Source organism: Alteromonas sp. (genome assembly GCF_984505615.1).
This window is the reverse complement of the sequence record NZ_CFHOXV010000022.1, coordinates 41,773-66,536: the sequence shown is the minus strand read 5'-3', so window position 1 is coordinate 66,536 and position 24,764 is coordinate 41,773. Positions and strand designations below refer to the sequence as shown.

Annotated in this window: 22 protein-coding genes; 15 read left to right on the top strand and 7 right to left on the bottom strand. The window is 43.7% G+C overall.

Annotated elements, in window-relative coordinates:
* The first annotated feature begins 243 nt into the window (after nt 1-243).
* Nucleotides 244-552 (top strand): hypothetical protein, encoded by a 309-nt coding sequence (locus AC4PME_RS12895; protein ID WP_491046563.1) that lies wholly within the window; start codon nt 244-246, stop codon nt 550-552.
* Nucleotides 553-636: 84 nt separating this feature from the next.
* Here the strand turns inward: AC4PME_RS12895 and AC4PME_RS12890 are convergent, their stop codons facing one another.
* On the bottom strand, nt 637-1,749 hold the full coding sequence (locus AC4PME_RS12890; RefSeq protein ID WP_491046564.1) for a tyrosine-type recombinase/integrase: 1,113 nt from the start codon (nt 1,747-1,749) through the stop codon (nt 637-639).
* Nucleotides 1,750-2,018: 269 nt separating this feature from the next.
* On the opposite strand from AC4PME_RS12890, the gene AC4PME_RS12885 reads away from it, so the two are divergent.
* Entirely contained in the window at nt 2,019-2,591 is a 573-nt protein-coding gene (locus AC4PME_RS12885; protein WP_491046565.1) for a hypothetical protein, read from the top strand.
* Nucleotides 2,592-2,604: 13 nt separating this feature from the next.
* The gene (locus AC4PME_RS12880; protein ID WP_491046566.1) at nt 2,605-2,826 is read left to right on the top strand and encodes a hypothetical protein; all 222 of its coding nucleotides are present in this window, start codon (nt 2,605-2,607) and stop codon (nt 2,824-2,826) included.
* 260 nt (nt 2,827-3,086) lie between these two features.
* On the opposite strand, the gene AC4PME_RS12875 is transcribed toward AC4PME_RS12880, so the two are convergent.
* From AC4PME_RS12875 to AC4PME_RS12865, 3 genes are read right to left on the bottom strand one after another with little or no spacing between them, the layout of a single operon-like run.
* Nucleotides 3,087-4,655, bottom strand: a complete 1,569-nt coding sequence (locus AC4PME_RS12875) for a hypothetical protein (protein ID WP_491046567.1) — start codon at nt 4,653-4,655, stop codon at nt 3,087-3,089.
* Between the two features lie 2 nt (nt 4,656-4,657).
* The gene (locus AC4PME_RS12870; protein WP_491046568.1) at nt 4,658-5,776 is read right to left on the bottom strand and encodes a hypothetical protein; all 1,119 of its coding nucleotides are present in this window, start codon (nt 5,774-5,776) and stop codon (nt 4,658-4,660) included.
* A 58-nt stretch (nt 5,777-5,834) separates the two neighbouring features.
* Entirely contained in the window at nt 5,835-6,701 is an 867-nt protein-coding gene (locus AC4PME_RS12865) for a WYL domain-containing protein (RefSeq protein WP_491046569.1), read from the bottom strand.
* Nucleotides 6,702-7,713: 1,012 nt separating this feature from the next.
* On the opposite strand from AC4PME_RS12865, the gene AC4PME_RS12860 reads away from it, so the two are divergent.
* The 5 genes from AC4PME_RS12860 (at nt 7,714) to AC4PME_RS12840 (ending at nt 14,437) form a co-directional block, all read left to right on the top strand.
* The gene (locus tag AC4PME_RS12860; RefSeq protein ID WP_491046570.1) at nt 7,714-8,604 is read left to right on the top strand and encodes a transporter; all 891 of its coding nucleotides are present in this window, start codon (nt 7,714-7,716) and stop codon (nt 8,602-8,604) included.
* A 181-nt stretch (nt 8,605-8,785) separates the two neighbouring features.
* The gene (locus AC4PME_RS12855; protein WP_491046571.1) at nt 8,786-10,690 is read left to right on the top strand and encodes a sigma-54-dependent Fis family transcriptional regulator; all 1,905 of its coding nucleotides are present in this window, start codon (nt 8,786-8,788) and stop codon (nt 10,688-10,690) included.
* A gap of 166 nt (nt 10,691-10,856) precedes the next feature.
* Nucleotides 10,857-11,405: a gluconate 2-dehydrogenase subunit 3 family protein gene (locus AC4PME_RS12850; protein ID WP_491046572.1), complete on the top strand. Its 549-nt coding sequence runs from the start codon at nt 10,857-10,859 to the stop codon at nt 11,403-11,405.
* Between the two features lie 18 nt (nt 11,406-11,423).
* Nucleotides 11,424-12,971, top strand: coding sequence for an FAD-dependent oxidoreductase (locus AC4PME_RS12845; RefSeq protein WP_491046573.1), 1,548 nt, complete (start codon nt 11,424-11,426; stop codon nt 12,969-12,971).
* 11 nt (nt 12,972-12,982) lie between these two features.
* On the top strand, nt 12,983-14,437 hold the full coding sequence (locus AC4PME_RS12840) for an aldehyde dehydrogenase family protein (RefSeq protein ID WP_491046574.1): 1,455 nt from the start codon (nt 12,983-12,985) through the stop codon (nt 14,435-14,437).
* A gap of 151 nt (nt 14,438-14,588) precedes the next feature.
* Here the strand turns inward: AC4PME_RS12840 and catC are convergent, their stop codons facing one another.
* The 3 genes from catC to AC4PME_RS12825 form a co-directional block, all read right to left on the bottom strand.
* The gene (catC, locus tag AC4PME_RS12835; RefSeq protein WP_491046575.1) at nt 14,589-14,867 is read right to left on the bottom strand and encodes a muconolactone Delta-isomerase; all 279 of its coding nucleotides are present in this window, start codon (nt 14,865-14,867) and stop codon (nt 14,589-14,591) included.
* A gap of 19 nt (nt 14,868-14,886) precedes the next feature.
* The gene (locus AC4PME_RS12830) at nt 14,887-16,002 is read right to left on the bottom strand and encodes a muconate cycloisomerase family protein (RefSeq protein WP_491046576.1); all 1,116 of its coding nucleotides are present in this window, start codon (nt 16,000-16,002) and stop codon (nt 14,887-14,889) included.
* Between the two features lie 153 nt (nt 16,003-16,155).
* Nucleotides 16,156-16,935 (bottom strand): IclR family transcriptional regulator domain-containing protein, encoded by a 780-nt coding sequence (locus AC4PME_RS12825; RefSeq protein WP_491046577.1) that lies wholly within the window; start codon nt 16,933-16,935, stop codon nt 16,156-16,158.
* A 271-nt stretch (nt 16,936-17,206) separates the two neighbouring features.
* On the opposite strand from AC4PME_RS12825, the gene AC4PME_RS12820 reads away from it, so the two are divergent.
* The 7 genes from AC4PME_RS12820 to AC4PME_RS12790 all read left to right on the top strand — a co-directional run bounded on the left by AC4PME_RS12820 (nt 17,207) and on the right by AC4PME_RS12790 (nt 24,755).
* Entirely contained in the window at nt 17,207-18,022 is an 816-nt protein-coding gene (locus AC4PME_RS12820) for a CoA transferase subunit A (RefSeq protein ID WP_491046578.1), read from the top strand.
* Nucleotide 18,023: 1 nt separating this feature from the next.
* Nucleotides 18,024-18,842, top strand: coding sequence for a CoA-transferase subunit beta (locus tag AC4PME_RS12815; protein ID WP_491046579.1), 819 nt, complete (start codon nt 18,024-18,026; stop codon nt 18,840-18,842).
* Nucleotides 18,839-20,047 (top strand): 3-oxoadipyl-CoA thiolase, encoded by a 1,209-nt coding sequence (pcaF, locus tag AC4PME_RS12810; protein ID WP_491046580.1) that lies wholly within the window; start codon nt 18,839-18,841, stop codon nt 20,045-20,047. The genes AC4PME_RS12815 and pcaF overlap by 4 nt, the downstream gene beginning before the upstream one ends.
* Nucleotides 20,047-20,829: an alpha/beta fold hydrolase gene (locus AC4PME_RS12805; RefSeq protein WP_491046581.1), complete on the top strand. Its 783-nt coding sequence runs from the start codon at nt 20,047-20,049 to the stop codon at nt 20,827-20,829. Before pcaF ends, AC4PME_RS12805 begins: the two co-directional genes overlap by 1 nt.
* 524 nt (nt 20,830-21,353) lie before the next feature.
* On the top strand, nt 21,354-22,523 hold the full coding sequence (locus tag AC4PME_RS12800; RefSeq protein ID WP_491046582.1) for a DcaP family trimeric outer membrane transporter: 1,170 nt from the start codon (nt 21,354-21,356) through the stop codon (nt 22,521-22,523).
* Nucleotides 22,524-22,651: 128 nt separating this feature from the next.
* Nucleotides 22,652-23,839, top strand: coding sequence for an ABC transporter substrate-binding protein (locus tag AC4PME_RS12795; RefSeq protein WP_232373487.1), 1,188 nt, complete (start codon nt 22,652-22,654; stop codon nt 23,837-23,839).
* Nucleotides 23,840-23,891: 52 nt separating this feature from the next.
* Nucleotides 23,892-24,755, top strand: coding sequence for a branched-chain amino acid ABC transporter permease (locus tag AC4PME_RS12790; RefSeq protein WP_119500389.1), 864 nt, complete (start codon nt 23,892-23,894; stop codon nt 24,753-24,755).
* Nucleotides 24,756-24,764: the final 9 nt, after the last annotated feature.

Genomic DNA, 24,764 nt, shown 5'->3' with positions numbered 1-24,764 from the left:
ACGGTATAGAGCTATCACAATGGCATCGATAAAAAATGGGTTTTCACACAGTCTGTACGTAAAGCGGACCTCAGCACCACGTAAAATAAATAGCGATTATGATCGACTGGTAGGCGCAAAATAATAGGTGCGAAGTGTCTTGAACACTGGTGGCGATTCATTGACCTTTTTCACTGTAAGTATTGTTCAAAGAAAAATGGGATAGCTAGCCCCGGAGCAAGAGTTGATGACGTATATCAAGTAGTGGGTCAAGCAGGAAAAAGTGTTAAGTGGTTTGGCGATAAAGAAAAGCTTATCTTACGTCTGATGGATCGTGAGCGCACTAGACTCAATCAAGGCAAGGCGTCACGTATTGATAAGAGTAAATATGAAGATTTGGTTCATCTTGCAAAGGTCGCAAGGTATTCAAATTTTAAGCTGGGAATAGCCATTGTTCAGCCCGCTATATCGAAAGCTCAAGTATCAAAGGATCAATTGTCAGTTTTGGGCGCTACATCGGCCTATATTGATGAAGTAAGCGGAGTTAAGTTGAGGGTCATCATTAACCAGTAAATTCCAAAAAACTCCGATTTTCAGCGAATTACATTATAGAAATCGAATATATCATTCTCCGATAATTCGTTATACTAGTGCTCATCAATTCAACGCGCTTAATTTATCGCGAGCAATTCGCTTCTGCTCTTCTTTTTCCATGTTATAGCGTTGAGTGGTGTCTGAATTCTCATGCCGCATAAATAACTGAGCCGTTTGCACGTCAAATCGCTTGATCATGTCGGTACAAAACGTTCGTCGTAGATCATGTGGAGCGATGGGCCCAATACCAGCACCAGAACATAATTCACCCAGGATGTACCGCACACCTGCACCCAGTAACGGGCTATCACGAAAGGTATCGTTTTTATTGATAACGGTGAAGAGATAGGCACTCTCATCCTGCGGCGTCCAGGCATCAAGATAGGCTTTTAGTGGTAGCCATGCCTCATCAAACAAAGGGATCTCTACGCGCTTGTTGCCTTTACCGAGCACACTCAACTGGCGATTCACAAAATCCAGATCCGCATACTTCACCAGTCCAATCTCACTGCGACGCAGTCCGGCGTATAATAATAGTCCGAAAATGGCCGCATCCCGCATTCCACGCCGGGTTCGGGATAATGACGCGTACCGCGTAACCTTTTTTTGCACTTCTGCAGGGATGTACTGGCCCCTGGGTGGCTGTGATCCTGACTTCACTTTTATCCGGCTGACCGCATAGTACTCATGCTCACTCATGAGCTTCATATCGGTATAGGCACCGATGATTTGCTTGAAGATAGACTTCATCAGCTGCTTGGTGGCTTGGGAAGCCGGCTTAATCACTTTCTCTTTGACGCCGTCAGGGTTCGTCTCAAATGATTGAACTGACAGTGAATTTAGCATCAGTCGGAAGTCGGCCGCTGTGACGTGTTGCCATGGGTAAGTGAAAATATTGGGCTTTGCGCCATCCGTTCTGACAACGTTAGGCTCTAGGGCCCGGATGATTCGCTGCAGCACGCTGACAGATTTTTTGCGCGATTCCAGTGAGCTCAGAGACGCAATGTACTGCAGGACCGGATGTTCGGTCACCGCAGAGCGAAGATCATTTTCTGACACTCCGTATAGCTGATACTCAAAAACCTGATCATCTGATAACGGTTTACCATGAGCCACCAGCTCCGACATAGTCCGGTTCGGTATATGGGCATCGTAAGGTGAAAGCGTTGTGAACATGTGTCAGTCCTGTCAGATCGTCCGGATCAGGATAGCAGACTCTTTTACTTTCTGAAATAGTCATTTCCGTTAGTAATAATTAGCTAATGTATAGTGGGTTAGTGCCTTAATTGGTGATATGTCACTTTTTTACAGAAAGTAGTTCACAAGGTCAGGGGAGGGGTGCTATAAAAGGTAACATATCACCTTTAAAGGGTAGGGGACTGGTTGGTGGTTACCTGGCATCAAATATAGGTAATCAAGACCACGCCATCACAGCAGGTATTATCATGACAGACAAAGAACAATTAACCAATGAAGTTTGGCAAAGCTATATTGAAAAAGGCCACGTTAGAAAATCCGTAAATCAGGATATAGAATTAGCATTATCCGGAAATTATAAAGCAGATATAAATTACCTTTTCGGAATTATATCGAAAGAAGATGTTGATAATATCCGTCAGAAGTTTAAAACATTCAAATACCGAAGCAAGAAAGAAACTACGACTATAGCTATCAATAAAAAGACGCTGGATAAGCTGAAAACTGCAGCATCATTGAATAGTATTAACCTGAAAGAAGACGGTTACGATCTCCTGTTTGAGATACTTCTATCTACACGTTCTGACGATTATATAGAAGGTGGTCAAAAACTTAGTGAACTTCCAAGCGCCATGGACACGGACAAATTTCTTGCAGTGCGTTTGCGTACAGATATAAAGCCAGGTCGTTATAAATCATGGCTAGAGATGTTAGCATGGGTATTTCAACAAGGATGGAATGCTAGATCAAGACACAAAGGTCGACTAAAAAACACAACTTTTGAAGAAGAGTTATTATCGTTTGAAGAACGTATACTATAAATAAGGATTTTTAATGGGTCGCTCAAATAAAAATTCAACAAGAAACGCTGGAAAAAAACAATCTAAAGAACAATTAAATGCCAACGATTTACTTATAAAACCAATAGATTTCAATAAATTTCTTTCAGTATTCATGATAAACGAGAAACCTGCTTATGCGCTACAAACTGAATCAGTTTACTCAAGGAATTATATAGGCCTACAATCTGCAAGGGCCCTTGGAGAGTTTGCATGAACCGTTGAAATTCAGCCCTAATCATAAAACGCCCTTATTCTACATTATTTATTTTTCAATTCTGAGGGGAGAATTTTCCAACGGGAAGCCTTAAATAAAAACGCCAAACACTAGAACTATTCACCCAATGTTAAAATCTACTTATTGTGCTATTGAGCTTATCTAAGAGTCGAGGTTGCTGAGAATACCAGAGTCAACAACGTAAAAAATATGTCTCATGCTTAGCTCTACTTTGACTTGCCTTGTTCTTTTATCAAATATCAATCCTCTACTTGATTACTAGCGTTCGATTTTTCCTTAATAACTGGCTTAGTCTTCAACGGAGTGGGGTCAACAAGAACCTTAACCTCTTTAGTACTTCCGACATTTTTGCTTTTGTTTTCTGATTTACTAAAATGCCAATTTCCAGTCGCAAAAGATAGAATAAATACAGCTAGCAATATCGACCACCAAATACCATAGCGTTTTAACTGTGATTTCAGGTAAACTCGGTTTTTGTCAATGACAGGATTAACTACATCTTCAATTTCAGACTCCATAATTACTTTTTGGTAATTTAACTTCAAGATGTCTTTGATCGTTTCAGACGCACTTTCAAATCGTTTGTTTGTCTCTAATAAAGTCATAACTAACCATACAATTGACACTAGAGTTAGTATTAGAACAATTGCTAGATAGCCATCACTAAATACCATCTTGTAACCGTTATCTTTAAGACCATTAACCAAAACAACCGTCAATAAAAACGTTAATAGGACTAAAATGTTGTTCTTTAGTGACTCCAATAACTGGTCTGCAATTCCATAGGTTTTTGCGGTCGAATCAATTATAAATTCACCGATCTTGTTTTTGACTTCGAGGTAACTTTGTAAATTTTCTTTTAAATATACCTGATAATTTGACTTAATGGCTTCCCAGGCTTCACTATCAAACCGAATACGGTTTCTATCGTCTAAGTGGATAGACAAAACATTTCGGACTAAACCCAGCTTATCAACTTTATTACCACCTTCGTATGCCCAAGAATATATCTTATGAGGTAGTTCACCGAAATCACTTATGTCAGTAAACTCTGCCTCATCATAGGAAATCATCTTATAACCATTAATTTTATAAGATAATTTCCCATCACTTGTTATCTCCGAAGTGTTAGAAATAAAGATAACTGAAAGGACACTTGCTAATCCATCAAAGTATTTTGCGATCTTTGACGCCGTATCGGGCCTTTTAATAAAGCTAAAATCTGAGGGTAGAAATTTCATATCATGACTAGTGTAATGACAATTTTCACTAAACATCTCAATTTGCTTTGCACGAATTTCCGGCTCTGACTGTGTGAAGTTATCTGGGAAATAGTCTTTTTGATAAAACACTATACTATTCGAATAAAATGGTTGGATAGTTGAGAAAACCTCAAAGTACAGTTGTTCTTCAAACATTGTAGAGAGCGTAGTAAGAATGTTATTAGGTGTCTCATCCTCAAGATATACTGAGAACTCATTAATAAAATAAACAGATACAGTCTTATCAACTACGTTCTTTTCAACCTTTAACTCGATCTCATATTCAGATCCAGCCTCATAACAATCTTTTACGTGAGCCGAGATAATATCGTAGCTATCCCTAGATGCATTTCTTATGCTCACTGAGCTCCCGTCGATTACAACAAATAACTCATAGCTATCTCGTGAAGATATTGTCTTCAGCTCATCGAAAAGCTTAGTCAACGAAGGCTTAAAGTCACCTATATCCTGTGTCGCTATTTTTAGTTGATTCAACGTTTCCCTTACAGAAACGCCTTCAAAGGAGTTAAAAAATTCGTTAAGCATTTTTAAGTCCTAACTTTTTCTTTAAATCTATTAAATTCTTTCTCCGACGAATCAATAACGACTAGATGACGACCATCCGCAGCTCTCTCACTCCAAACTTTGTCATGAATATTTTCAATTCCGTCTTCGATTGTTAAAGTGATTTCCTGTGATAATTTATATGTAGATTTTTTAAAGGGCACTTCTGACGGCACTAGGTTAAAGCGTGTATCAAAGTCCTTCTTTTCTGGCAACTTTTTTAATTGCTCAACAATTTTAGGTAGCTTTTCTACTAGTACAGGATCTTCAGGCTCGTAGTTTTCAAACGTATCGTGAATAAATTCATCGTACTTCAACTCACCCTTTTGTTTGAATGATGAAATAGCTGAATTTCTGAGAATGGTATGATCAGCTGGGTGATCTTTCTTTAGTTTATCGACGACCCTTAAAACTGACTTCGAAGCTTCTCTAGTATTATGAGAATCATTTCTTAGCTCTTTCAGCTCAAGAAACTCGCTCCACCAATACACAGAAGGCTTTGTATTAGTATCGTAAACAAAAACACTTTGTGGCACCCCAGCGGTATCAAAAGATGCCTTACATGCCTTATAAACCTTATTGGCTATAGATATGCCGATCTTTTTTCTGAAGTCTTCTTCATCTAAAAATGTTTGATGTTCTATTTTGACACCTAAATAAGATATTGAATCTGCATCTCTGTATAAAAACTGCAAATAACTACCTTTTTTAACATGACCAGCTCCGCTCGCACCCAGATGACCATACTTTTCATCAGCTTTAACTTCTTTATCTAGCAGCCTTTCTGCAAGGTTAGTCGAAACGGTATTTGCCTGAAGATCTTGGTTTCCCCAATATGAACTTAGTGCGTTATAAAACTCAGTTGTTTCTCTAACAAAGTCATAGCTTCGCTTTTGTTCTTTTGAGTGAATTTCCGACAATAAATCATCTAAGTAGCTTTCTAAATCCGTATTAGCACTGGATATCTCTATTAGTGTCGAACTTTTAGACTCAACATCTATTTGATGAAGAACTGTACTTATTATTCTTCCTGGCTGTTGTACGATTTCTTGAGGATTTTCTGCAAGCATTAAGCTTCTCCCTTTATATTTTTTATCTTCCAAATTTAGCCTGATTACTGCTCAATGAAAAACTAGATTCAGATATACTTATTTAATTTTTTTAGTTACTGCATGGAGCTATAGAAAAATCAATTGCTCCATTTAAACTGTTTTTATTTCTTAAATACAATTGATACTCTTTACCAGTCAATGTTGCATTGTCTGTACAATCAACATTCCATTGACGGAGTATGTAATTTGCTAAAGCGGCTCGCACCTCAATTTGCAACATGCCTTTTGTCATGGCGTAGTCCATCTCAATAGCTCTGCTATGGCTAAGCCTGGGATGTGGTACTAGTTGCAATTCACACAGCGTATTCCAAGTACTATCCATGTCGGCTAATTCATTACTTTTAGGCTCAGTTTCTTGTAGTTCGATATGCTTAAATCGCGTGCAAACAAAATCCCTAAATTCTCTACATCGACGATCAAATGCCCTTACATGCCAGCGATGACCATTGTTAACAATGGCATGTGGCACTAACTCTCTCTTGGTTGCACCGCTGCTAAGCGACTCGTATTCACACTTAATCGCTAAATTCGAGTAAATCGCTCGCATTATGGCCGAAATGATTACTGACTTAGGGTGAACTAATCGAACCGCATCAAAACACCTTGGTGACTTCTCTAATGGCAACGAGAAGCCGTCTCCAAAGCCTTTAGTCAAAGTTCTAAGGGCAGACTCAGGATCATGTTCGAAAATGGCTTTGAAAGCGTCTGAGCGGACATAGCGCTTATTCTCATGCATGAGCACAGCGTTATCAGGTGCTAGTTCTTTGTAAAGCGCGAGATCACGAGTGCAAGAAGCTAGGCCAGTGCCAAACTGTTGGATCAAGTCAGCCCTTGCTATTTGACCAAAGAATTCAAGGCTAAAGTCAATAAAAGCAAGGCGTTCACGCTGTGCATGGTTCAGATATTCGAGCTGCATACTTTAATAAAACCAAGTTTAATCAAAATACACTAGCTTAATCAAAGCTAGGAAGCAATCAAATTGATGTAATCATTTTGATTATTTTAGAGTTAATGGTGTAGGCTATTTAATAATTAATACAACAGAACTCGGAAAAGATGCTTGTTTCTGTGTCTTAGGTCACTCAAACCGCGGTTTCTAGGCATTAGCTCTGTTAAAGATGTTTGTTGACGGCACGATCACCGACATTGGTCAGGAGCGGACATAAGTCGCATTGTTGTATAATCCAGGGTCGTGAGCTTCAACCCTGTCAGAAGAACATTCTCATAGCGCAATAGACGAGCAGCAAAGCTAATATGCGATTTACCAACCGACCATGCTTGTGAAAGAGTGTTTTAAATATATGGCCCGCTAGTGCCCATACAAGATTCCCTACACAACCAATGATCGCAAGTAAAATACTTACATCCTATGCGTTATTCTTTTTGGTGTTATGGGCCTTGCTATGCTTGTATCAACATAATTTGTCATGCCATCAGATAAAACCCAAGCGACGACAAGATGTGCTTAATTATCTCTGCGCTATTCCGATGACTTCATCACAAAAAAATTGTAGGGAAGATTAACGGTAATTTTTTAAAAGTTAGTTGCTTATGTAAACCTCCCCTAAATATTCCTTCTTTTTGTTGCAAATTTCCCTTCCAACTTTGACAACTCACCCATGTGCTTATTAACGAAGTGTGAGCTTAGCTCTCTACGTATGAATTAGAGTAAAAAAGATTTGCAGCTAATCAGTGATCACTGATACCCAAAGAAAGTCTCAGACTTCATATAAAACTGTTTCATTTTGAGACGGCAGTCTTATGCGTATGTTTGTTTTTAAAACATCAATGAGGCGCACCTTTTTGGACAAAAATATCTAACTAACTGTTATTGCATCACTTAAATGTTTATGGAATGTTAAATGCTATTTATCCCTGTGACCTAAGAGAGCTTTTGCTCAGCGTAATCACTCACAAAGGATAACAAAATGAAAAACACATTCTTAAAAGCTGCTGTTCTGTCTGCTGGTCTTGCCTGCTCTACAATTAATAATATCTCTCATGCGGCTCAGGTTGCTACAGATCCGGGTGACTATTCACCATTGCCAGCAGGTATAGATCTCGGGATTCTATATCTGCAGTCTTTCGACAATGATGAGTTTTATGTCGATGGCAAACAGATTGAAAATGGGCCGACGTTAGGCGCAGATATAGGTCTTTTGCGTTGGGTCCACTATATGGAAATCGGTGGATTTATTATCGACCCTCAAATAATTCTACCATTCGGCCAACTGAAACTGGAGGCCGGCGGCAATACAATAGAAGCATCGGGTATTGGTGATCCTATACTCGGCGCAACGATCTGGTTATACAACAACGCCGAAGCAAAGCAAGCTTTCGGATTGACTGGTTTGGTTTCAGTTCCATGGGGTAGTTACGACATTGAAAAAGGACCCGTTAACCTTGGTGAAAACAGAACAAAATTAATCACGCAAGCTGCATTTGTAACACCGCTAACTGAACACTTTTCTCTTCATTTGATTGGTGAATATACATTCTTTGGAGACAACGACGATTTCGGCGCTTCAGGGGTCACCCGGAAGCAGGATGATCAGTACGGCTTTCAGGTACATTTGAACTACCACATTTCTGACTCCACTACTGCGTCGGTTAACTATTATCAGGATTTCGGTGCGGAAACTGAGGTAAACGGTTCCCGACAACAGGATAAACTGAACAGCAATCGTTGGCAGGCAACTCTGCAGCACTTCATCAAGCCCGACCTTCAGGTTCAAATACAATATGGCCGCAGCATCTCTGTAGAAAATGGCTTTTTCGAAAACGACAGACTTAACCTACGTTTTGTTAAAGTGTTCTAACTACATTTCCGCCGGAATAACAGACACCTCAAAAGTTCGCAATAAAAACCAAAGTTCGCCCAATAAACACATTACATTTAATTTACATTTCATGCTAAGTTATAGCTCCATTGAACAGGTATAAGGCTAATCGCCAAATGACCGATTTCAGTTTTCAATCTGGATAATGAGGGCAGTAGTCATGAATAACGAGCTTAGCGTAATTCGTCAGCGATTTGATGAGGGAGATACTCGGGTAGCCGACAGGCTGCCTGACGCTATCCGTGACTCTTGGCTTCGTTGTGCTAACCTGACTATTCAGATGTCCGGGCAGCTTGAATACGCCTATGTTCGTCCTGATAATCTTAAAGAGCTTAAATCTAAAAATTCTCGTTTACTAAACATTTCTAACCGGCATGTTGAACAATTATTTCAAGCTGTTGCTGGTGCTGGCTGGTCTGTTTTACTCACTGATAAAGACTGTACCGCTTTACAAGTCAGGCAAGCAAGTCGACTGAGAAATACCCGAATCGCGTCTGCTTTTCGAGATGGTGTCATATTAAATGAAAGTACTGTAGGTACCACTGCCATGTCATGTGCAGTAAACAGCAAACAGTTCAGCCGGGTTTTCGGTGCAGAACATTATCAACAACAACACAACTCATTTCACTGCGCAGCAGCTCCTGTGTTTGATCATCTTGGCCGACTATGTGGCTCTCTGGACATTACTAACGAAAACTCACTGAATGATATGGCCGTGTTTTATATGCTCGAGACATGTGCCAGAAACATCCAAAAATCACTTATATTAGATCTCAATGACAGTTATGTCTTAGAAATCATCCCCTCCTCCGGACAATTTGGTGATATTACAAACTTATTATTGGCTATCACTCCGGACGGTAAAATGACGGGATGTAATGAAGCTGCTTCAACATTTATCACCGATCAACGTCGTTTTTATGAAACCAGTTTTAGCGATTTATTCAGCTCCGACTTTCAAAGCCTGTCTTCACGAAGCGCAATCACCGGCGATCCCTTTTATCTCACATTACATTCTGGCGTGACTCTCGCGTCGAGGGTAATTAGCTTACCCCACGAAGATAAAAATCTAACGCGGTGCAAAGGCAAAATTAAACCTGTCGCCTCTGGTAAAAAAGAACCGGATACCACCTTTGGCGATGAAGGGTTGAAAAATTCTGTTGCACGAGGAGCTAAAGTGCTTAACCGACTACCGGTAATGCTCTACGGAGAGTCTGGAGTAGGTAAGGAAGTGACTGCCCGGCACCTGCATGAGGCCAGCCGATGCAATGGAAAGTTTATTTCTATCAATTGCGCTTCGATCCCTGAAAACCTCATTGAAAGTGAACTATTTGGTTACCAACCGGGCGCTTTTACCGGTGCTGACAAAAAGGGGTTCAAAGGCCGCATTGCCGAAGCCGATAGAGGTACTCTTTTCCTTGATGAAATTGGTGACATGCCTTTGGCCCTGCAGAGCCGGCTGTTGCGGGTCCTTGAAACCCGTGAAGTCAGCCCTTTAGGTTCTGCCCGCGAACATAAAGTTGACTTCCAGCTCATCTGTGCAACTAATGTGGATCTTAAATTAGCAATCGAAGAAGGCAGGTTTCGCCAGGATCTTTACTTCCGTCTGAAGGGATTTGAAATTCCAATTAAGCCACTGCGTGAGCGAAGCGACAAACTTGCCATCGCCCATCGAATCTTAAACAAAGACTGTCAGTATAAAAAGCACCTTAGTGCGGAGGTAGCTGAATTTATCGAAAAGCACACCTGGCCAGGTAATATCCGTGAATTACGTAACGTGCTTCTATACGCTGATACAATAGGGGAAGAAAGCAAAGAGGTAGCAACCTACGAACTTCCGGAAGAATATCAAAGCTGCCGTGGCATTCTGGTTCAGACATATGAGTCCGCTCCAAAACATACAACATCAGGGCGTCTCTTAGACCAGGCTAGTCAGGATTTGATAAACCAGGTTGTCGAAGACTGTAAGGGCAACATAAGTCAGGCCGCCAAAAAGCTTGGTATATCCCGGGCGACACTTTATCGCAAATTAGCGAAAGAACGTGACACTACTGCCTTAAACTGAGACGCACCAAAACACAGGGTGTTTCACTATGAAACACCTTCCCCTCCAGCCCCCTTAAAAAGCTAACGAATACAATAAATTAACTTAAATTTAACTTTTGGCATGATCTCTGCGTTGTTATGTGTAGTGAGTTCTTATCTCGATAACAACGAAAAAAGGCAAAGATATGTCAGATATAAATAAACAACGCAGGCAGTTTTTGAAACTGGCAACCGCCATCAGTGTTGCCGTTGCAAGCCTCTCTCCTATGCAGGTAATCGCAGGTAAAATAACTGAAGACAATAAGATGGACGCCACTGAGCATGCTGTTTTTACTAAAATGCTCACCATCTCCCTGCCTACGGAAGGCAGTCCTCTCATCCCCCCTGCAAGCTTGCCGGTTATCCCCACCATAGAAGGTGCACTCCTTGCAGGGATGCCGCCTCACATCCGCCAGGGCCTGAATCAGGGCATTCATTACTTCAATCAGGGGCCGCTGAAAAAGTACGGCAAATCATTTAATGAACTCCCTGATGAACAAGCTACAGCCTTTGTTGACGAATGGACTAACAGTGACAAAGCTCCACATCGTGCACTTGCAATGGGCTTAAAGAAGCTAACAGTTCTTGCATATTGGGCAATTCCTGACACCTGGACGCCACTAGGCTATGTCGGGCCTGTTTCAGAAAAGTGGAAGCTTAAATACCGCGGTGTCACACCAGAGCCAAAAGCATAAAAACAGGCAGGAGAAAAAATGATGTCGAACAAAAATCAGTTAAATGTAAAAACCTCAGAAGATATGACCGCCACTGAATTAAATATCGAAGCTGATGTAGTCATTATCGGCTCAGGCGCTGGTGGAGGAATTAGCGCCTACGAGCTTGCTAAAGCCGGGAAAAAAGTCATTGTTCTTGAAGCAGGTCCTTACGTACCTTCAGAGAAATTCACCGAAATGATGGCCGTCTCCATGGCCACCATGTATGAAGGAGAAGGTGCGCAAAGCAATACCGATGGCGATATAACAGTACTTCAGGGACGCTGTGTGGGAGGTTCGACTGTCGTAAATGCAGCTTTATGCTTCCGTACTCCGGACTACTATCTGAACAAATGGGGCAAGGAGTTTGGGCTTACCAATTTGACGCCTGAAGTAATGCTGCCTTATTTCGAAAAAGTTGAAAAAAATCTCGGCATAACTGAAGTAAAACCTCACGAAACCAGCTCTGGTGCAGAAACAATCAAAAAAGGTCTGAGAGCATTAGATATCCCTTTAGGTCTGGCTCGCCGAAATATCCGCGATTGTGCGATGACAGGTTTCTGCTTCGCTGGCTGCAAAACTGACCGCAAACAATCAATGATGGTGACCTATCTTCCCTGGGCGTGCAACCACGGTGCAGAGATTTATGCTGACACCCAGGTAACGAAAATTATCGCCGACAACGGCACAGCCAAAGGCGTTAATGCTGAAGTTATAGATCCTAAAACCGGAGTAACGAAAACAAGCTTAAGTGTAAAAGCTCCTATCGTCGTGCTGGCAGCAGGCCCAACTGGTTCGCCCCTTCTGCTTCAACAATCCGGACTGGCAAATTCCAGCGGACAGGTAGGTAAGAACTTTGCTTGTCATCCGTCGTTGTCGATAACGGCCATTTATGAAAAGAAACTAAACGACTTCCATGGTGCTACACATAGCCTGTTTGATGATCGCCATACCCTACCGGAAAATGGCGGTTGGATCCAGCTTAATGCCGTACAGGACCCCGTGGAAGCTTCATTTATGGCTGAGCCGGGTACAGGAAAACCCTATGTTCGATACATGCAGAACTATCCAAATTCTACCCGTCTCATCACACTTATCCATGATAAGAATGTCGGCGAGGTCACGATGGAAAATGGCTATAAAGAAATTCGCTATCAAGTAGACGACAAAGATTTTGAAGCCATGAAAAAAGGCCTGAAAGAGAATGCACGGATCTTGTTTGCATCCGGCGCTAAATACCTCTATTTACCCACCTATGACACTCAGCGAATTAACTCTGTAGACGAAATTGACAGTGTTATCGATGCGCTTGAAAACGAGAGCGCCCGATACAGATACACCTCGTTCCATCCTCAGGGCACCTGCCGCATGGGTGCCGATAAGTCGAAAACAGTAGTGAACCCCTATGGCGAAACTCACGACATAAAAAACCTTTATGTCGTAGATGCCAGCTTACTGCCAACCTCAATAGGCTATAACCCGTCCGAAACGGTGTATGCCCTCGCCAGCTATATTGCAGACCATATTAACGAAGCTAACCCGGGTTAAGGATTTTAAAAATGAAATATAACGAAATAAAAGAGCATGATTTTGTTCTGGATTATGATTCCGGTTTCTCAGGCGAATACTTCGATATTAGCGAACCCGCTACTGGCAAAATTTTCGGAACCGTAAGGGGGGCAAGTATTGAGGAAACGAAAAGGATAATTAGCTCTTGTAAGCACGCCCAGCCGGACTGGGCTGCCACCACGTTCGAATACAGGGCGGCGATTCTTCGTCGGTTTGCACAAGCTTTGGGGCATCACTGCGAAATGATTCACGCCTGGAACGCCAGAGAGTGCGGTTCAATTCGTCCTAAAAGTGAATGGGAACTTCAGGCTTGCATAGAGCAGGCTTATACGGCTGCTAACCTGGCGCAAGCCCCCAATGGTGAATTGTATCCGTCAACAATGCCCGGGCGGAAAAATATGCGGGTGAAAGTGCCGGTTGGTCTGGTCGGAGTGATTGCGCCCTGGAACTTCCCGCTGTTACTTTCCCTACGTGCAATTCTACCCGCCCTTGCACTGGGCAACACGGTAGTTTTGAAACCAGATCCACAGAGTTTCTTTACCGGCGGTGTCATCATAAGTGAATTAATGGCTGAAGCGGGATTACCAGAGAATGTACTCAGACTAATTCCGGGTGGCGCAGAGCCAGGCCAGACGATTGTAGAACATCCGGATACAGGAATGATTGCGTTTACAGGCTCAACGGCCGTTGGTCGTGCTATCGCTCATCAATGTGCAGGAACATTTAAGAAAACATCGCTGGAATTAGGTGGGAACAATGCGTTTATTGTAATGGCTGATGCCGATATAGAATCAGCCTCATCTTGCGCAGCATGGGGCTCGTTTTTGCATCAGGGTCAAATCTGCATGCAATCGGGCCGGCATATTGTGCATGAGAGCATTGCAGATAAATACGTGGAAGCACTGGCTGCCAGGGCCAACCAGCTCGTCACTGGTAACCCGTTTACAGAACAATGTCATCTGGGTCCGCTCATTAATGCGCAACAGGCTGAAAAGGTCAGGACACTCATTGAAGAATCTGTCGCTATGGGGGCAGAGATCGTGACCGGCGGTACGATAGATACCCAACTGGTGTCCCCTACAGTTCTGAAAAATGTGTCCTCTGATATGCCAGTATTTCAACAGGAGATTTTTGGGCCGGTTGCGCCCGTAGTAACGTTTAAAACGGAACAAGAGGCTATAGCGCTGGCAAATGACACAGCTCTCGGATTGTCGGCTTCAATTCACACATCAGACAGCGCGCGGGGAGAATATCTGGCGACGTTTATCAATGCAGGAATGGTGCACATTAATGACCAGACCGTTAACAACGAATATCACATTCCTTTTGGTGGGTTGAAAGACTCAGGTGATTCGGGCCGTATCGGCGGACCGGTGAATCTCGATGAATTCACACACACAAAGTGGATTAGTGTGATGAATCAGGGGGTTCAGTATCCTTTCTGAATGATGTTGAAGATTATTTAGGGGGCTGTGTTGCCCCCTTAGTTGTACTAGCTCTTTACCCTTTTGAAATTTCTGAAGTAGTGCGTTGGTGATCTCAGGAACCAGATAGCAACAAAGCCTTTATGGTCATAATTACCGAAATCGTGTCAGGCTACTTTATTGATGACGGATGCTTACAAAGAGCGGTTACGGATAAAGTCATATAAGGATAAAGTGGAAGTCCCATCAGAACTTCGTGAAGATGTGCGTTATCCTCAACCTCAAAGATACTTACATTTGCATACTGCCCAGCCACTCTCCACAGATGTACCCAAATGCCTTTCTTTTGTAACTCCTGTGAGTATTCTTTCTCTGTCAATTTGATAGCGTCAAATTCCTCAGAGCTCATGTCCTTAGGGGGATTGACTATCATCTTTACCTGAAAAAGCATCTTTGAATCTCCTGATTAGTTATTTGCGAACATATTGTGAAAACTTGTCTTCATCTATTTCTACACCCAGTCCCGGCAGCGTTGGAATTTCCACCCCATTATTAGCGTATGTTAGCGGGACTTTTACGATGTCGTCTTTTTGTAACAGAGGCCCGAACATTTCCGTACCCCACTGAATTTTAGGTAGTGCAGCCCATGTGTGTAACGAGGCCACTGTACCAATGGTTCCTTCGAGCATCGTTCCGCCATACAAACCAAAGCCAGCCCCGTTGCACACGGACGCTAAATTCAGTGCTCCGGTAAGTCCGCCGGCTTTTGCTATTTTCAGAGCCACTGCACCGCCGAAACCAGCACGAGATAGATTTACGCCGTCTGTTGCATCCAGAACGGATTCATCGGCCAGGATGGGCATATGAAACTTTTGAGCCAGACGAGCCAAAGTGGAAAAATCTCTGGCCGGGGTTGGCTGTTCAACCAGGTCGACGCCCACTTCCTGCAATGCAGCCATCGCCAATGATGCGGTAGGCTCATCCCAAGCCTGATTCACGTCTACACGAATACTGATTTCATCACCCAAAGTTGCTTTTATTTTGCTAACGTGGGCAACATCATCCTTATAATGGCGGGAACCAATTTTTAGTTTGAAAACATTGTGTCTACGTTCTGCAATTAGTGCCCGGGCTTCTTCAATATCCTGCTCCGTATCACCTGATGCAAGTACCCATAAGCATGAAAGATGTGAATTGCAGGCTCCCCCCAACAATGTGGAAACCGGCACGCCCAGGATTTTTCCCTGCAGGTCGAGTAGTGCCGTTTCAATAGCAGATTTAGCAATGGCATTGCCCCTGCAACTCTTATCTATGGCTAACATCAATTTTTTAATGTTATTTAGAGGCTGATTGAGCAGGTGTTGTACGAAATATTTATCAATATTAAGTTTGATACTTTCAGGACTTTCAGGTCCATATGCGAGACCACCAATGGTCGTACCTTCGCCAACACCCTCACGCCCTTCATTATCTCTGACACGAACAATTACCATCGACTGAACGGCCATTGATGTCACGGACAATTTGTGTGGCCGTATAGTAGGAATATCGACGATATAAGTCTCGATGTGAGCGATGTAACTCATACTAATTAATCAAGCTCCAAGTTGAACAGACGTAAACTTAGTGTGATTTAAAAGTGGCGACCAATATTGAATTAGTATCAGGCTATACCTTGAGGGTATGGAGCGGTTGTTTAATATGTGTGGCTCGCATCGCAGAACTATCTAAATTTATATTCAGCGGGTATGCACCCTGATATTTTCTATTGCTGCCATTAATACAGGCAGGCAGCGCTCTTTCAGGTCCTCCAGTGAAACCCGTAGCGCATTCGTACTTATATTGACGGCACCTATTAAGTGCCCTTTATGATTGAAAGCCGGTGCTGCTAAGGATCTCAGACCCAGTTCCAATTCCTGATCAACAATGCAGTACCCCTGAGCTGAGACTTTCTGCAGTTCAGAGCTCAATGATGCCTTGTCTTTAACACTAAAACTCGTATAAGCACTAAATGACACGCCGTTCAACCACTCTTCCTTCCTATCAGCCCCTAATTGGGCAGCCAAAACCCGTCCCATCGACGTGTATGCAGCGGGCAATCTGATGCCCGCAGAAAGATTAATCGACATTAACCTGTGAGCAGCACTTGAACGTACAACATAAATTATGTCTTGCCCGTCCAGGACAGCCAGTGAACAAGACTCACCAAGTTCTGCAGTCACTTCATGAAGATAATGTTCGACGACAGGTAAATAATCATTGCCTGCGCTATAAGCATATCCAAGCGAAAGTACTTTCGGCGTTAACATGAACAGCCTGCCATCTCTACGAATAAAACCCAGCGAATGAAGCGTCAGCAGAAACCTCCTGGCTTTTGCTCTGTCCATTCCTGCTCTTTCAGCAACTTCCGATAAAGTCATTTGCCGGTGACTGGCATCAAAAGCCTGGATAACTACGAGCCCCGAAGCTAACGCACCAACGAAATCGCGATGTTCTGGTGTAATACTTTCGTCTTCCATCTTGTTCCTAAAAACTTTGTCGTTTGAAATTTCTGCGGTATGCAGCCCTTCGCCATCTCAGGCTGAATTCTATCCAACACGTCCTAACCATGCAGCTGATTATTTTACGCATTTAAGTACATGAATACTTAGCTTACAAATCAATAGCTTGAAAATACCACAATAAATGACCGCACAAAATTTTAACAATTTATCTTGACGGTAACAGACAGTATGGCTTACTTTGTTCGTATATTAAATTTTAATTCGCATATCGAACAAAGGAGAAGCTGTGACTACATTCAGTTCACTGGCAGATGCAATTCGCGATGGGGTGAAAGATGGTGATAGCGTTGCGATGGAAGGTTTCACCCACCTTATTCCCTTCGCTGCAGGCCATGAAATTATCCGTCAGGAAAAACGAGAGCTGACACTTATACGCATGACACCGGACTTAATTTATGACCAATTGGTTGGTGCCGGGTGCGTAAAAAAACTCATATTTTCATGGGGTGGCAACCCTGGAGTGGGCTCTCTGCACAGAGTTCGCGACGCGATTGAGAACCAGTTCCCCAGGTCTCTGGAAACGGTAGAACACAGTCATGCAGCAATGGCTAACGCCTATGAAGCAGGTGCTTCAGGCCTGCCGCTGGCAGTGTTTCGCGGATATGTCGGTAGCGAATTACCCCTTGTGAATAATCAGATTGCAAAAATAACTTGCCCGTTTTCTGGCGAAGAACTGGCAGCAATTCCCTCTATTCGCCCGGATGTGGGAATCGTTCACGCTCAAAGAGCAGACCGCAAGGGCAACGTGCTGTTTGAAGGCATTGTCGGGATACAAAAAGAAGTCGTGCTCTCAGCAAAACACAGCATTGTGACAGTGGAAGAAATTGTGGATGAATTAGAAGCAAGTCCTAATGCCTGCGTACTTCCGTCATGGACCATAAACACTATTGCGGTTGTACCCGGAGGCGCGAAACCATCATACGCTCACGGCTATTATCCGCGGGACAATCAGTATTACAAAGATTGGGACAACATTGCCCGCGATCGTGAGCAGTTCACCGTGTGGCTAAACAACAGCGTTTACAAAAAGGGAGAGCAGTAACATGAATCAGTCTTATACACCTTCAGAAATGATGACAATCACTGCTGCCCGCGCTCTGTCAAATGGGACCAGTTGCTTTGTTGGTATTGGTTTACCCAGCGAAGCTGCAAACGTCGCAAGACTTACCCATGCGCCGGACATAACTTTAATTTACGAATCAGGGACCATTCAAACAAAACCTGATGTGCTACCTCTCTCGATAGGAGATGGCGAACTGTGTGAATCGGCATTAACCACGGTTTCGGTACCGGAAATGTTTCGCTACTGGCTTCAGGGTGGCCACATTGACGTAGGTTTTCTGGGGACCGCTCAAATCGATCGTTTCGCTAATCTTAACACCACAGTTATTGCAGCTGAGCACCAGGCTGACGGAAAACATGGTGCATATAGTTATGCACATCCCAAAGTACGTTTGCCGGGAGGCGGCGGTGCGCCTGAAATATCAACAAATGCAAAAGAAGTGTTCATCACTGTAAAGCACTCCACCCGCACTTTTGTAAAAGAAGTCGACTTTGTTACAACGCTGGGTTTTGGTCGCGATGGGAAGGGCCGCGAAAATAATCCTAATATTGGTGAGGGCCCCTCTGTCGTCATTACTGATCTATGTATTCTGAAACCTGATCCAGAAACCAAAGAACTGGTTGTGACAAGCCTTCATCCGGGAGTGACACAAAAGCAAGTACAAGATGCCACAGGTTGGGAAATTAAATTCGCCGAAGAGCTCGATGAAACACCCGTACCCGATGAAGCATCGCTAAAAGTGCTACGCGAATTAAAGGCCCGTACTGCAAGACAACATGCTGGGGGGAATGCACAATGAAAATCTCTCTTTGCCACCCCCGACGTTCTGCGGTTGGACGCTACGCCGGCGGCCTTGCTCCAATCCGTCCGGATGATTTACTTGCGCAGGTTATCCGGGCAACTATGAAAGAAGCGGGCGACCTGGATCCTGCTGCTATAGATGACGCAATTTTCGGATGCGCGAACCAGTCAGGTGAAGACAACCGCAATGTTGCGCGGATGTCAGTATTACTGTCAGGCTTACCTCAATCAGTGTCTGCCACAACAATAAACCGCTTATGTGGCTCTGGAATGGACGCAATTGGGACGGCTTCACGCGCAATACGAGCCGGAGAATCTCACCTTGTTCTTGCCGGCGGTGTAGAGTCGATGTCACGTGCTCCGTTTGTTATGGGTAAAGCCGGAACAGAATATGACCGTAGCCAAATACTGGAAGACACGACAATGGGCTGGCGTTTTATTAACCCCGCACTTAAAAGTCTCTATGGCACTGAAACGATGCCAGAAACTGCTGAGAATGTGGCTGAGAAATATGGTATTTCCCGCGAGGACCAGGACGCATTTGCCTTGCGCTCTCAACAAAAAGCAGTAGCAGCAAGGGAATCCGGCCGGTTTGCAAAGGAAATTGTACCTGTTACCTTTACCCCCCGCAAAGGCGACCCCATTATAGTTGACACTGACGAGCATCTCAGACCACAGACAACACTGGAAGCACTGGCAAAGTTGCGAGCACCTTTCAGAGAAGGGGGTACCGTCACTGCCGGCAATGCATCAGGCATAAACGATGGTGCTGCAGCCATGCTAATAGCCAGTGAGCTGGCAGTAAAACAGCACGGGCTACTTCCTGTTGCAAATGTTATAGCAATGGCAACAGCGGGTGTTGAGCCTGCATTAATGGGGATGGGCCCGGTAGCAGCGGTACAAAAGCTCCTGCAACGCACCGGCATTTCTCTGGCAGAAGTCGATGTGATCGAATTGAATGAAGCATTCGCTTCGCAAGGACTGGCCTGTATGAGAGAGTTAGGTCTGAAAGATGACGACGCGAGAGTAAACCCGAATGGAGGGGCAATAGCCCTTGGACATCCACTGGGCATGTCAGGCGCCCGCCTAGTGCACACCGCAGCAATACAACTACAGCAAACGGGAAAACGTCTTGCACTTTGCACTATGTGTATTGGTGTGGGCCAGGGAATTGCAATGTTAATTGAACATCCGGAGGCATAATGACACCAGTACTTAATTATGAAACCCTTGGCGATAGAAATAATCCCGCCCTGGTTCTCGCTCATCCCCTGGGTATGAATTTACATGTATGGGATCACTTAGTTGAGCACCTTAAGGATAGTTTCCATATTCTCAGGTTTGATTTGCCGGGCCACGGAAAATCGAAACCGGTAGCACCAGAAATCACCGCGCTTAATGAAACCAGCATTGTAGATGCTGTTTTGAATGCATGTGATTCGGCTGGGATCCAGCAGTTCCACTTTGTAGGTACATCTATTGGTGGAATGCTCGGACAACAATTGATTATTAATCATCGCGACCGGTTGTTGAGTGCTGTGCTGACGAACACCGGTCTTGTTATCGGTACCCGGGAAGGCTGGCTTCGCAGGCAAGCTGACGTAATATCATCAGGCCTTAGCAATATGGCCCCTACGCTTGTTTCCCGCTGGTTCGGTAAGGTCTTTACTGCAACCCGACCTGACCAGGTAGTACACTGGACAGAAGAGCTGTCGAAAGTTGATGATCATAGTTACGGATTGTTGTCAGCCTGGATAGGTGAAAGGAACTTCATCGGAGAACTGACTCCCCTACACCACCCCACAATATTGATTGCCGGAAGCGATGACATGGCGACCCCTCCTTCGTTACTGGCAACATTATCGCTTAGCCTGGGGAATCCGCCACTGTTGGCAATGCCGGATACGGGACACGTTCCTTCAGTGGAGCAACCCGAACAATTTACACACCATGTAAAACAATTTTTGGCGACCGCTTGTCGCTGAAACCAGTCGCCGTAAGTCAAAGGGCGGGCTTCCTGATTTTGTTCGCCCTTTTTATCTGAATATATGGCGTTTTGAACACTGCCTGTAGCACATCTCTTTATCAGCTTCGGTAGAGATCATTTATCGATGCGCATCAAAACTCTTTTTTGACTCTCCTGATCAGCCTCCAGAAAATTTATTTTTAGTAAACAGGTTCACCAATTATCAATAAAAGCCACGCATTCTGTCAGGAGGTAAAAGTTCAACAGCCGCTGTTCAAACTAAAATCAAATCTATATTTTTCAGCATTTTAATAGTTAAAACCATTTTTAACATTATCATCATAAACTAAAATCATCCTTCACTGATACTTAGAGGGTATCCCACGGGACTCATTCAGTATTGGATAATGTAAAAAGTTCAACGTAATTTCTCCAAATAAAGAAACAATCAAATAACACTTATTTTACAACAAGGATGTGAGCAGTGTTGTTCGGACGTTTCAGATAAAAGCGTGTGTTTTGCAAATTCCAACGGAGAGAACCATGAACACTTTAGAACGAAAAACGCTCAACAAAACCCTACTCGCTGTATCAACAATTACTGCACTCACTCAACTCCAAACGGCAAGCGCTGCCAACATTGCTGGTACAGATGTAAAATTTAATGGCTATATTAAGGTCGACGCAATGTACAGCGATTATTCAAACGGTGAAGGTATTGGCCCGATGAGAGATATCTACGTTCCCTCTCTGGTCCAGACAGGCGCTGAAGATGATGATCTAGGCGGACGATTTGACGCTCATGCAAAACAATCCCGTTTCAGATTTACAACCAATACAGCTGTTGATGGCGAAAACAGCGTTACAGGAGTCCTGGAGTTTGATTTTCTGCTGACTTCTGGCGGTGACGAGAGAGTAAGTAACTCATATGTACCAAGGTTACGTCATGCATATCTGCAATATGGTAACTGGCTGGTAGGCCAAACATGGTCAACCATAATGGATCTCGGTGCACTGGTCGATTCAGTAGACTTTATCGGAACGACCGACGGCGTTGCGTTTACCCGTCAACCTCAAATCCGCTATACCAATAATGGATTTTCTATTGCTCTGGAAAATCCTGAAACAACTGTCGGTACTACCGAGACAGCCCAGATTACAACAGACGATAACTCGGTTCCGGATCTTATTGCTACCTACACAATGAAAACTGGCTGGGGCCACGTGAAATTCGGTGGTCTTGTTCGCCAGTTGGCTTACGAAATTGCAGAAGAGGATTATACCGAGACTGGGGTTTCGCTCTCGCTGTCTTCAAGAATTAACATTGGTAATGGTGATGACATTCGTATTCAGGTTGCCAGTGGTTCTGGTATTGGCAGATATGTGGGTGTGAACGCCGCAAATGGTGCATTTCTTAATGCCGAAGGCAAGTTTGAGGCTGTTGACGCTACCGCAGTTACGTTGGCGTATCGCCATACATGGAATGAGCGTTCACGGTCAAACATAATTTTCTCATCTCTGGATGTCGACACGATTGAAGGCATGGTGGGTTCATTGACTAACGATGTTTACAGCACCCGAATCAATTACATCCACCACATAACAGCTCCCCTCTCACTTGGTATTGAATATACCTATGCCAAACGTGAAACAGTCAACGGTTTCGACGGCGACATGAGCCGGGTACAAGTTTCAGCAAGATACGACTTCTAAGCTTTTTACCGAACCTGCCCAACCGGCAGGTTTGTACTCCAGCTGACAAGATTATCAGCCAGATTTCTACAAATTAAAAAATAACTACATAAGTTCAGAAATTTAATTTTCAAAAATGCGAGTAGACAATGATGAAACTGAATAAAAAATTTATTAAACAGTGCATGTTGGCAACAGGCATGATGGGTACAACTTTAATGGCTACTTTTCCTGCCCATGCAGATGAGGAGCCGATTAAGATAGGTGTAATGTTACCTTATAGCGGCGTTTATGCTGGTCTGGGCGAAGCAGCAACCAATGGCCTCAAACAAGCGTTGAAAGAACATGGTAATGAAATTGCCGGTCGTCCCGTGGAATTCATGATCAGTGATACCGAAGCAAAGCCAGCGCGGGCGCCGGAACTCACCTCTGCAATGGCAGATAAAGACGATGCCGATTTCATTGTAGGACCCGTTCACTCTGGTGTAGCTATGGGGATGATAAAAACCATCCGAAATAAAGATTCCATCATGATTATTCCCAATGCGGGAGCCAATGCTGCGACCGGCGCCTTTTGCCAGCCCAATGTATTCCGGACATCATTCTCATCCTGGCAGACCGCATATCCTATGGGAAGCGAAGCGGTTGAAATGGGCTATAAGAAGGTCGTAACCATGAGTTGGAATTATGGTTTCGGTAAGGAGTCTTTAGAAGCTTTTGAAGAATCCTATGAGAAAGCAGGGGGCGAAGTTGTTAAAAAGATATACGTTCCGTTTCCCAATACAGAATTCCAGTCTTACCTGACAGAAATAGCCTCAATTAAACCAGATGCTGTTTTCGTATTCTTTGCTGGCGGCGGCTCAGTCAAATTTGTAAAAGATTACGATGCTCTGGGCCTCAAAGGCAAAATTCCACTTATCGGTTCAGGATTCCTGACGGAAGGAACAATTGAAGCACAAGGTGACTCTGCTGAAGGTTTACTCACCACGCTGCACTATGCAGATACGCTTGATAATCCGAAAAATAAAGCCTTCCGTGAACATTACCAGTCACTCTACAACAAGCCTGCCGATTTATACGCTGTTCAGGGTTACGATGCCGGACAATTAATAATTCAGGCTGTCGAAGCTACAAAGGGTAACACAAGCGATAAAGATGCGCTGATCAAAGCGATGGAGAAGGTGGAAATAGACAGCCCCCGTGGTGCATTCCGTTTTTCTAAAGCACATAACCCAATTCAGAACATTTACCTGAGAAAGGTTGAAAACGGAGAAAATGTTGTAGTTAAAACTGCCGCAAGCGAGCTGAGTGACCCTGCTCGCGGTTGCAGATTATAAGCTTCAAGCGTTGTACGGAAGCCTGCGGGCTTCCTTTATAAGGTGTAATAGTATGGATATGTCTTTATTCCTGGTGCAGTTGTTGAATGGTGTTCAATACGGGCTTCTCCTGTTTCTGATTGCATCCGGGCTTACGTTAGTTTTTGGCGTAATGGGAATACTGAACCTTGCCCACGGTTCAATGTATATGATTGGCGCTTACCTCGTGTATTACTTCGCGACGGTAACAGATAACTTCTTATTTGCGGTTATCATTGCATGTCTTATCGCAATGATTCTCGGAATAGTTATTGAGCGCTTTCTGATCGTACATTTATATAAACGGGATCATCTGGATCAGGTTCTGTTAACTGTCGGTCTGATTTTTATCTTTAATGCTGCACAGAGCTTTATCTGGGGCAATGATCCTCTTGGCGTTCAGGTACCATCACTTCTCTCTTCCTCAATACAAATAACTGACATTGTTGAGTATCCAGTTTACCGTTTATTTGTCTCTGTATTGTGTGTAGCAATCGCCGTTGCGATGTACTACATCATCAATAACACAAAACTTGGAATGATGATCCGGGCAGGAGAATCAAACCGGGAAATGGTGGAGAATTTAGGCGTAAATATTGGCAAGCTGTTCACCATTGTATTTGCCGTTGGCGTTACCTTATCTGCACTTGCGGGCATCGTATCAGCGCCAATTGTCAGCCTGGTGCCAGGTATGGGTGAAAGGGTTTTAATATCCTGCTTTGTAGTGGTTGTTATCGGAGGAATGGGATCCATAAAAGGCGCCTTCGTCGCAGCTTTGCTTGTAGGCATCGTAGATACCTTCGCGTCTGTTTTGTTACCGGGGATGTCGAGCATGACAGTTTATCTGTTAATGGCAATTATCCTCATTTTCAAACCACAAGGGCTATTCAAAAGTTAAGGTATACCG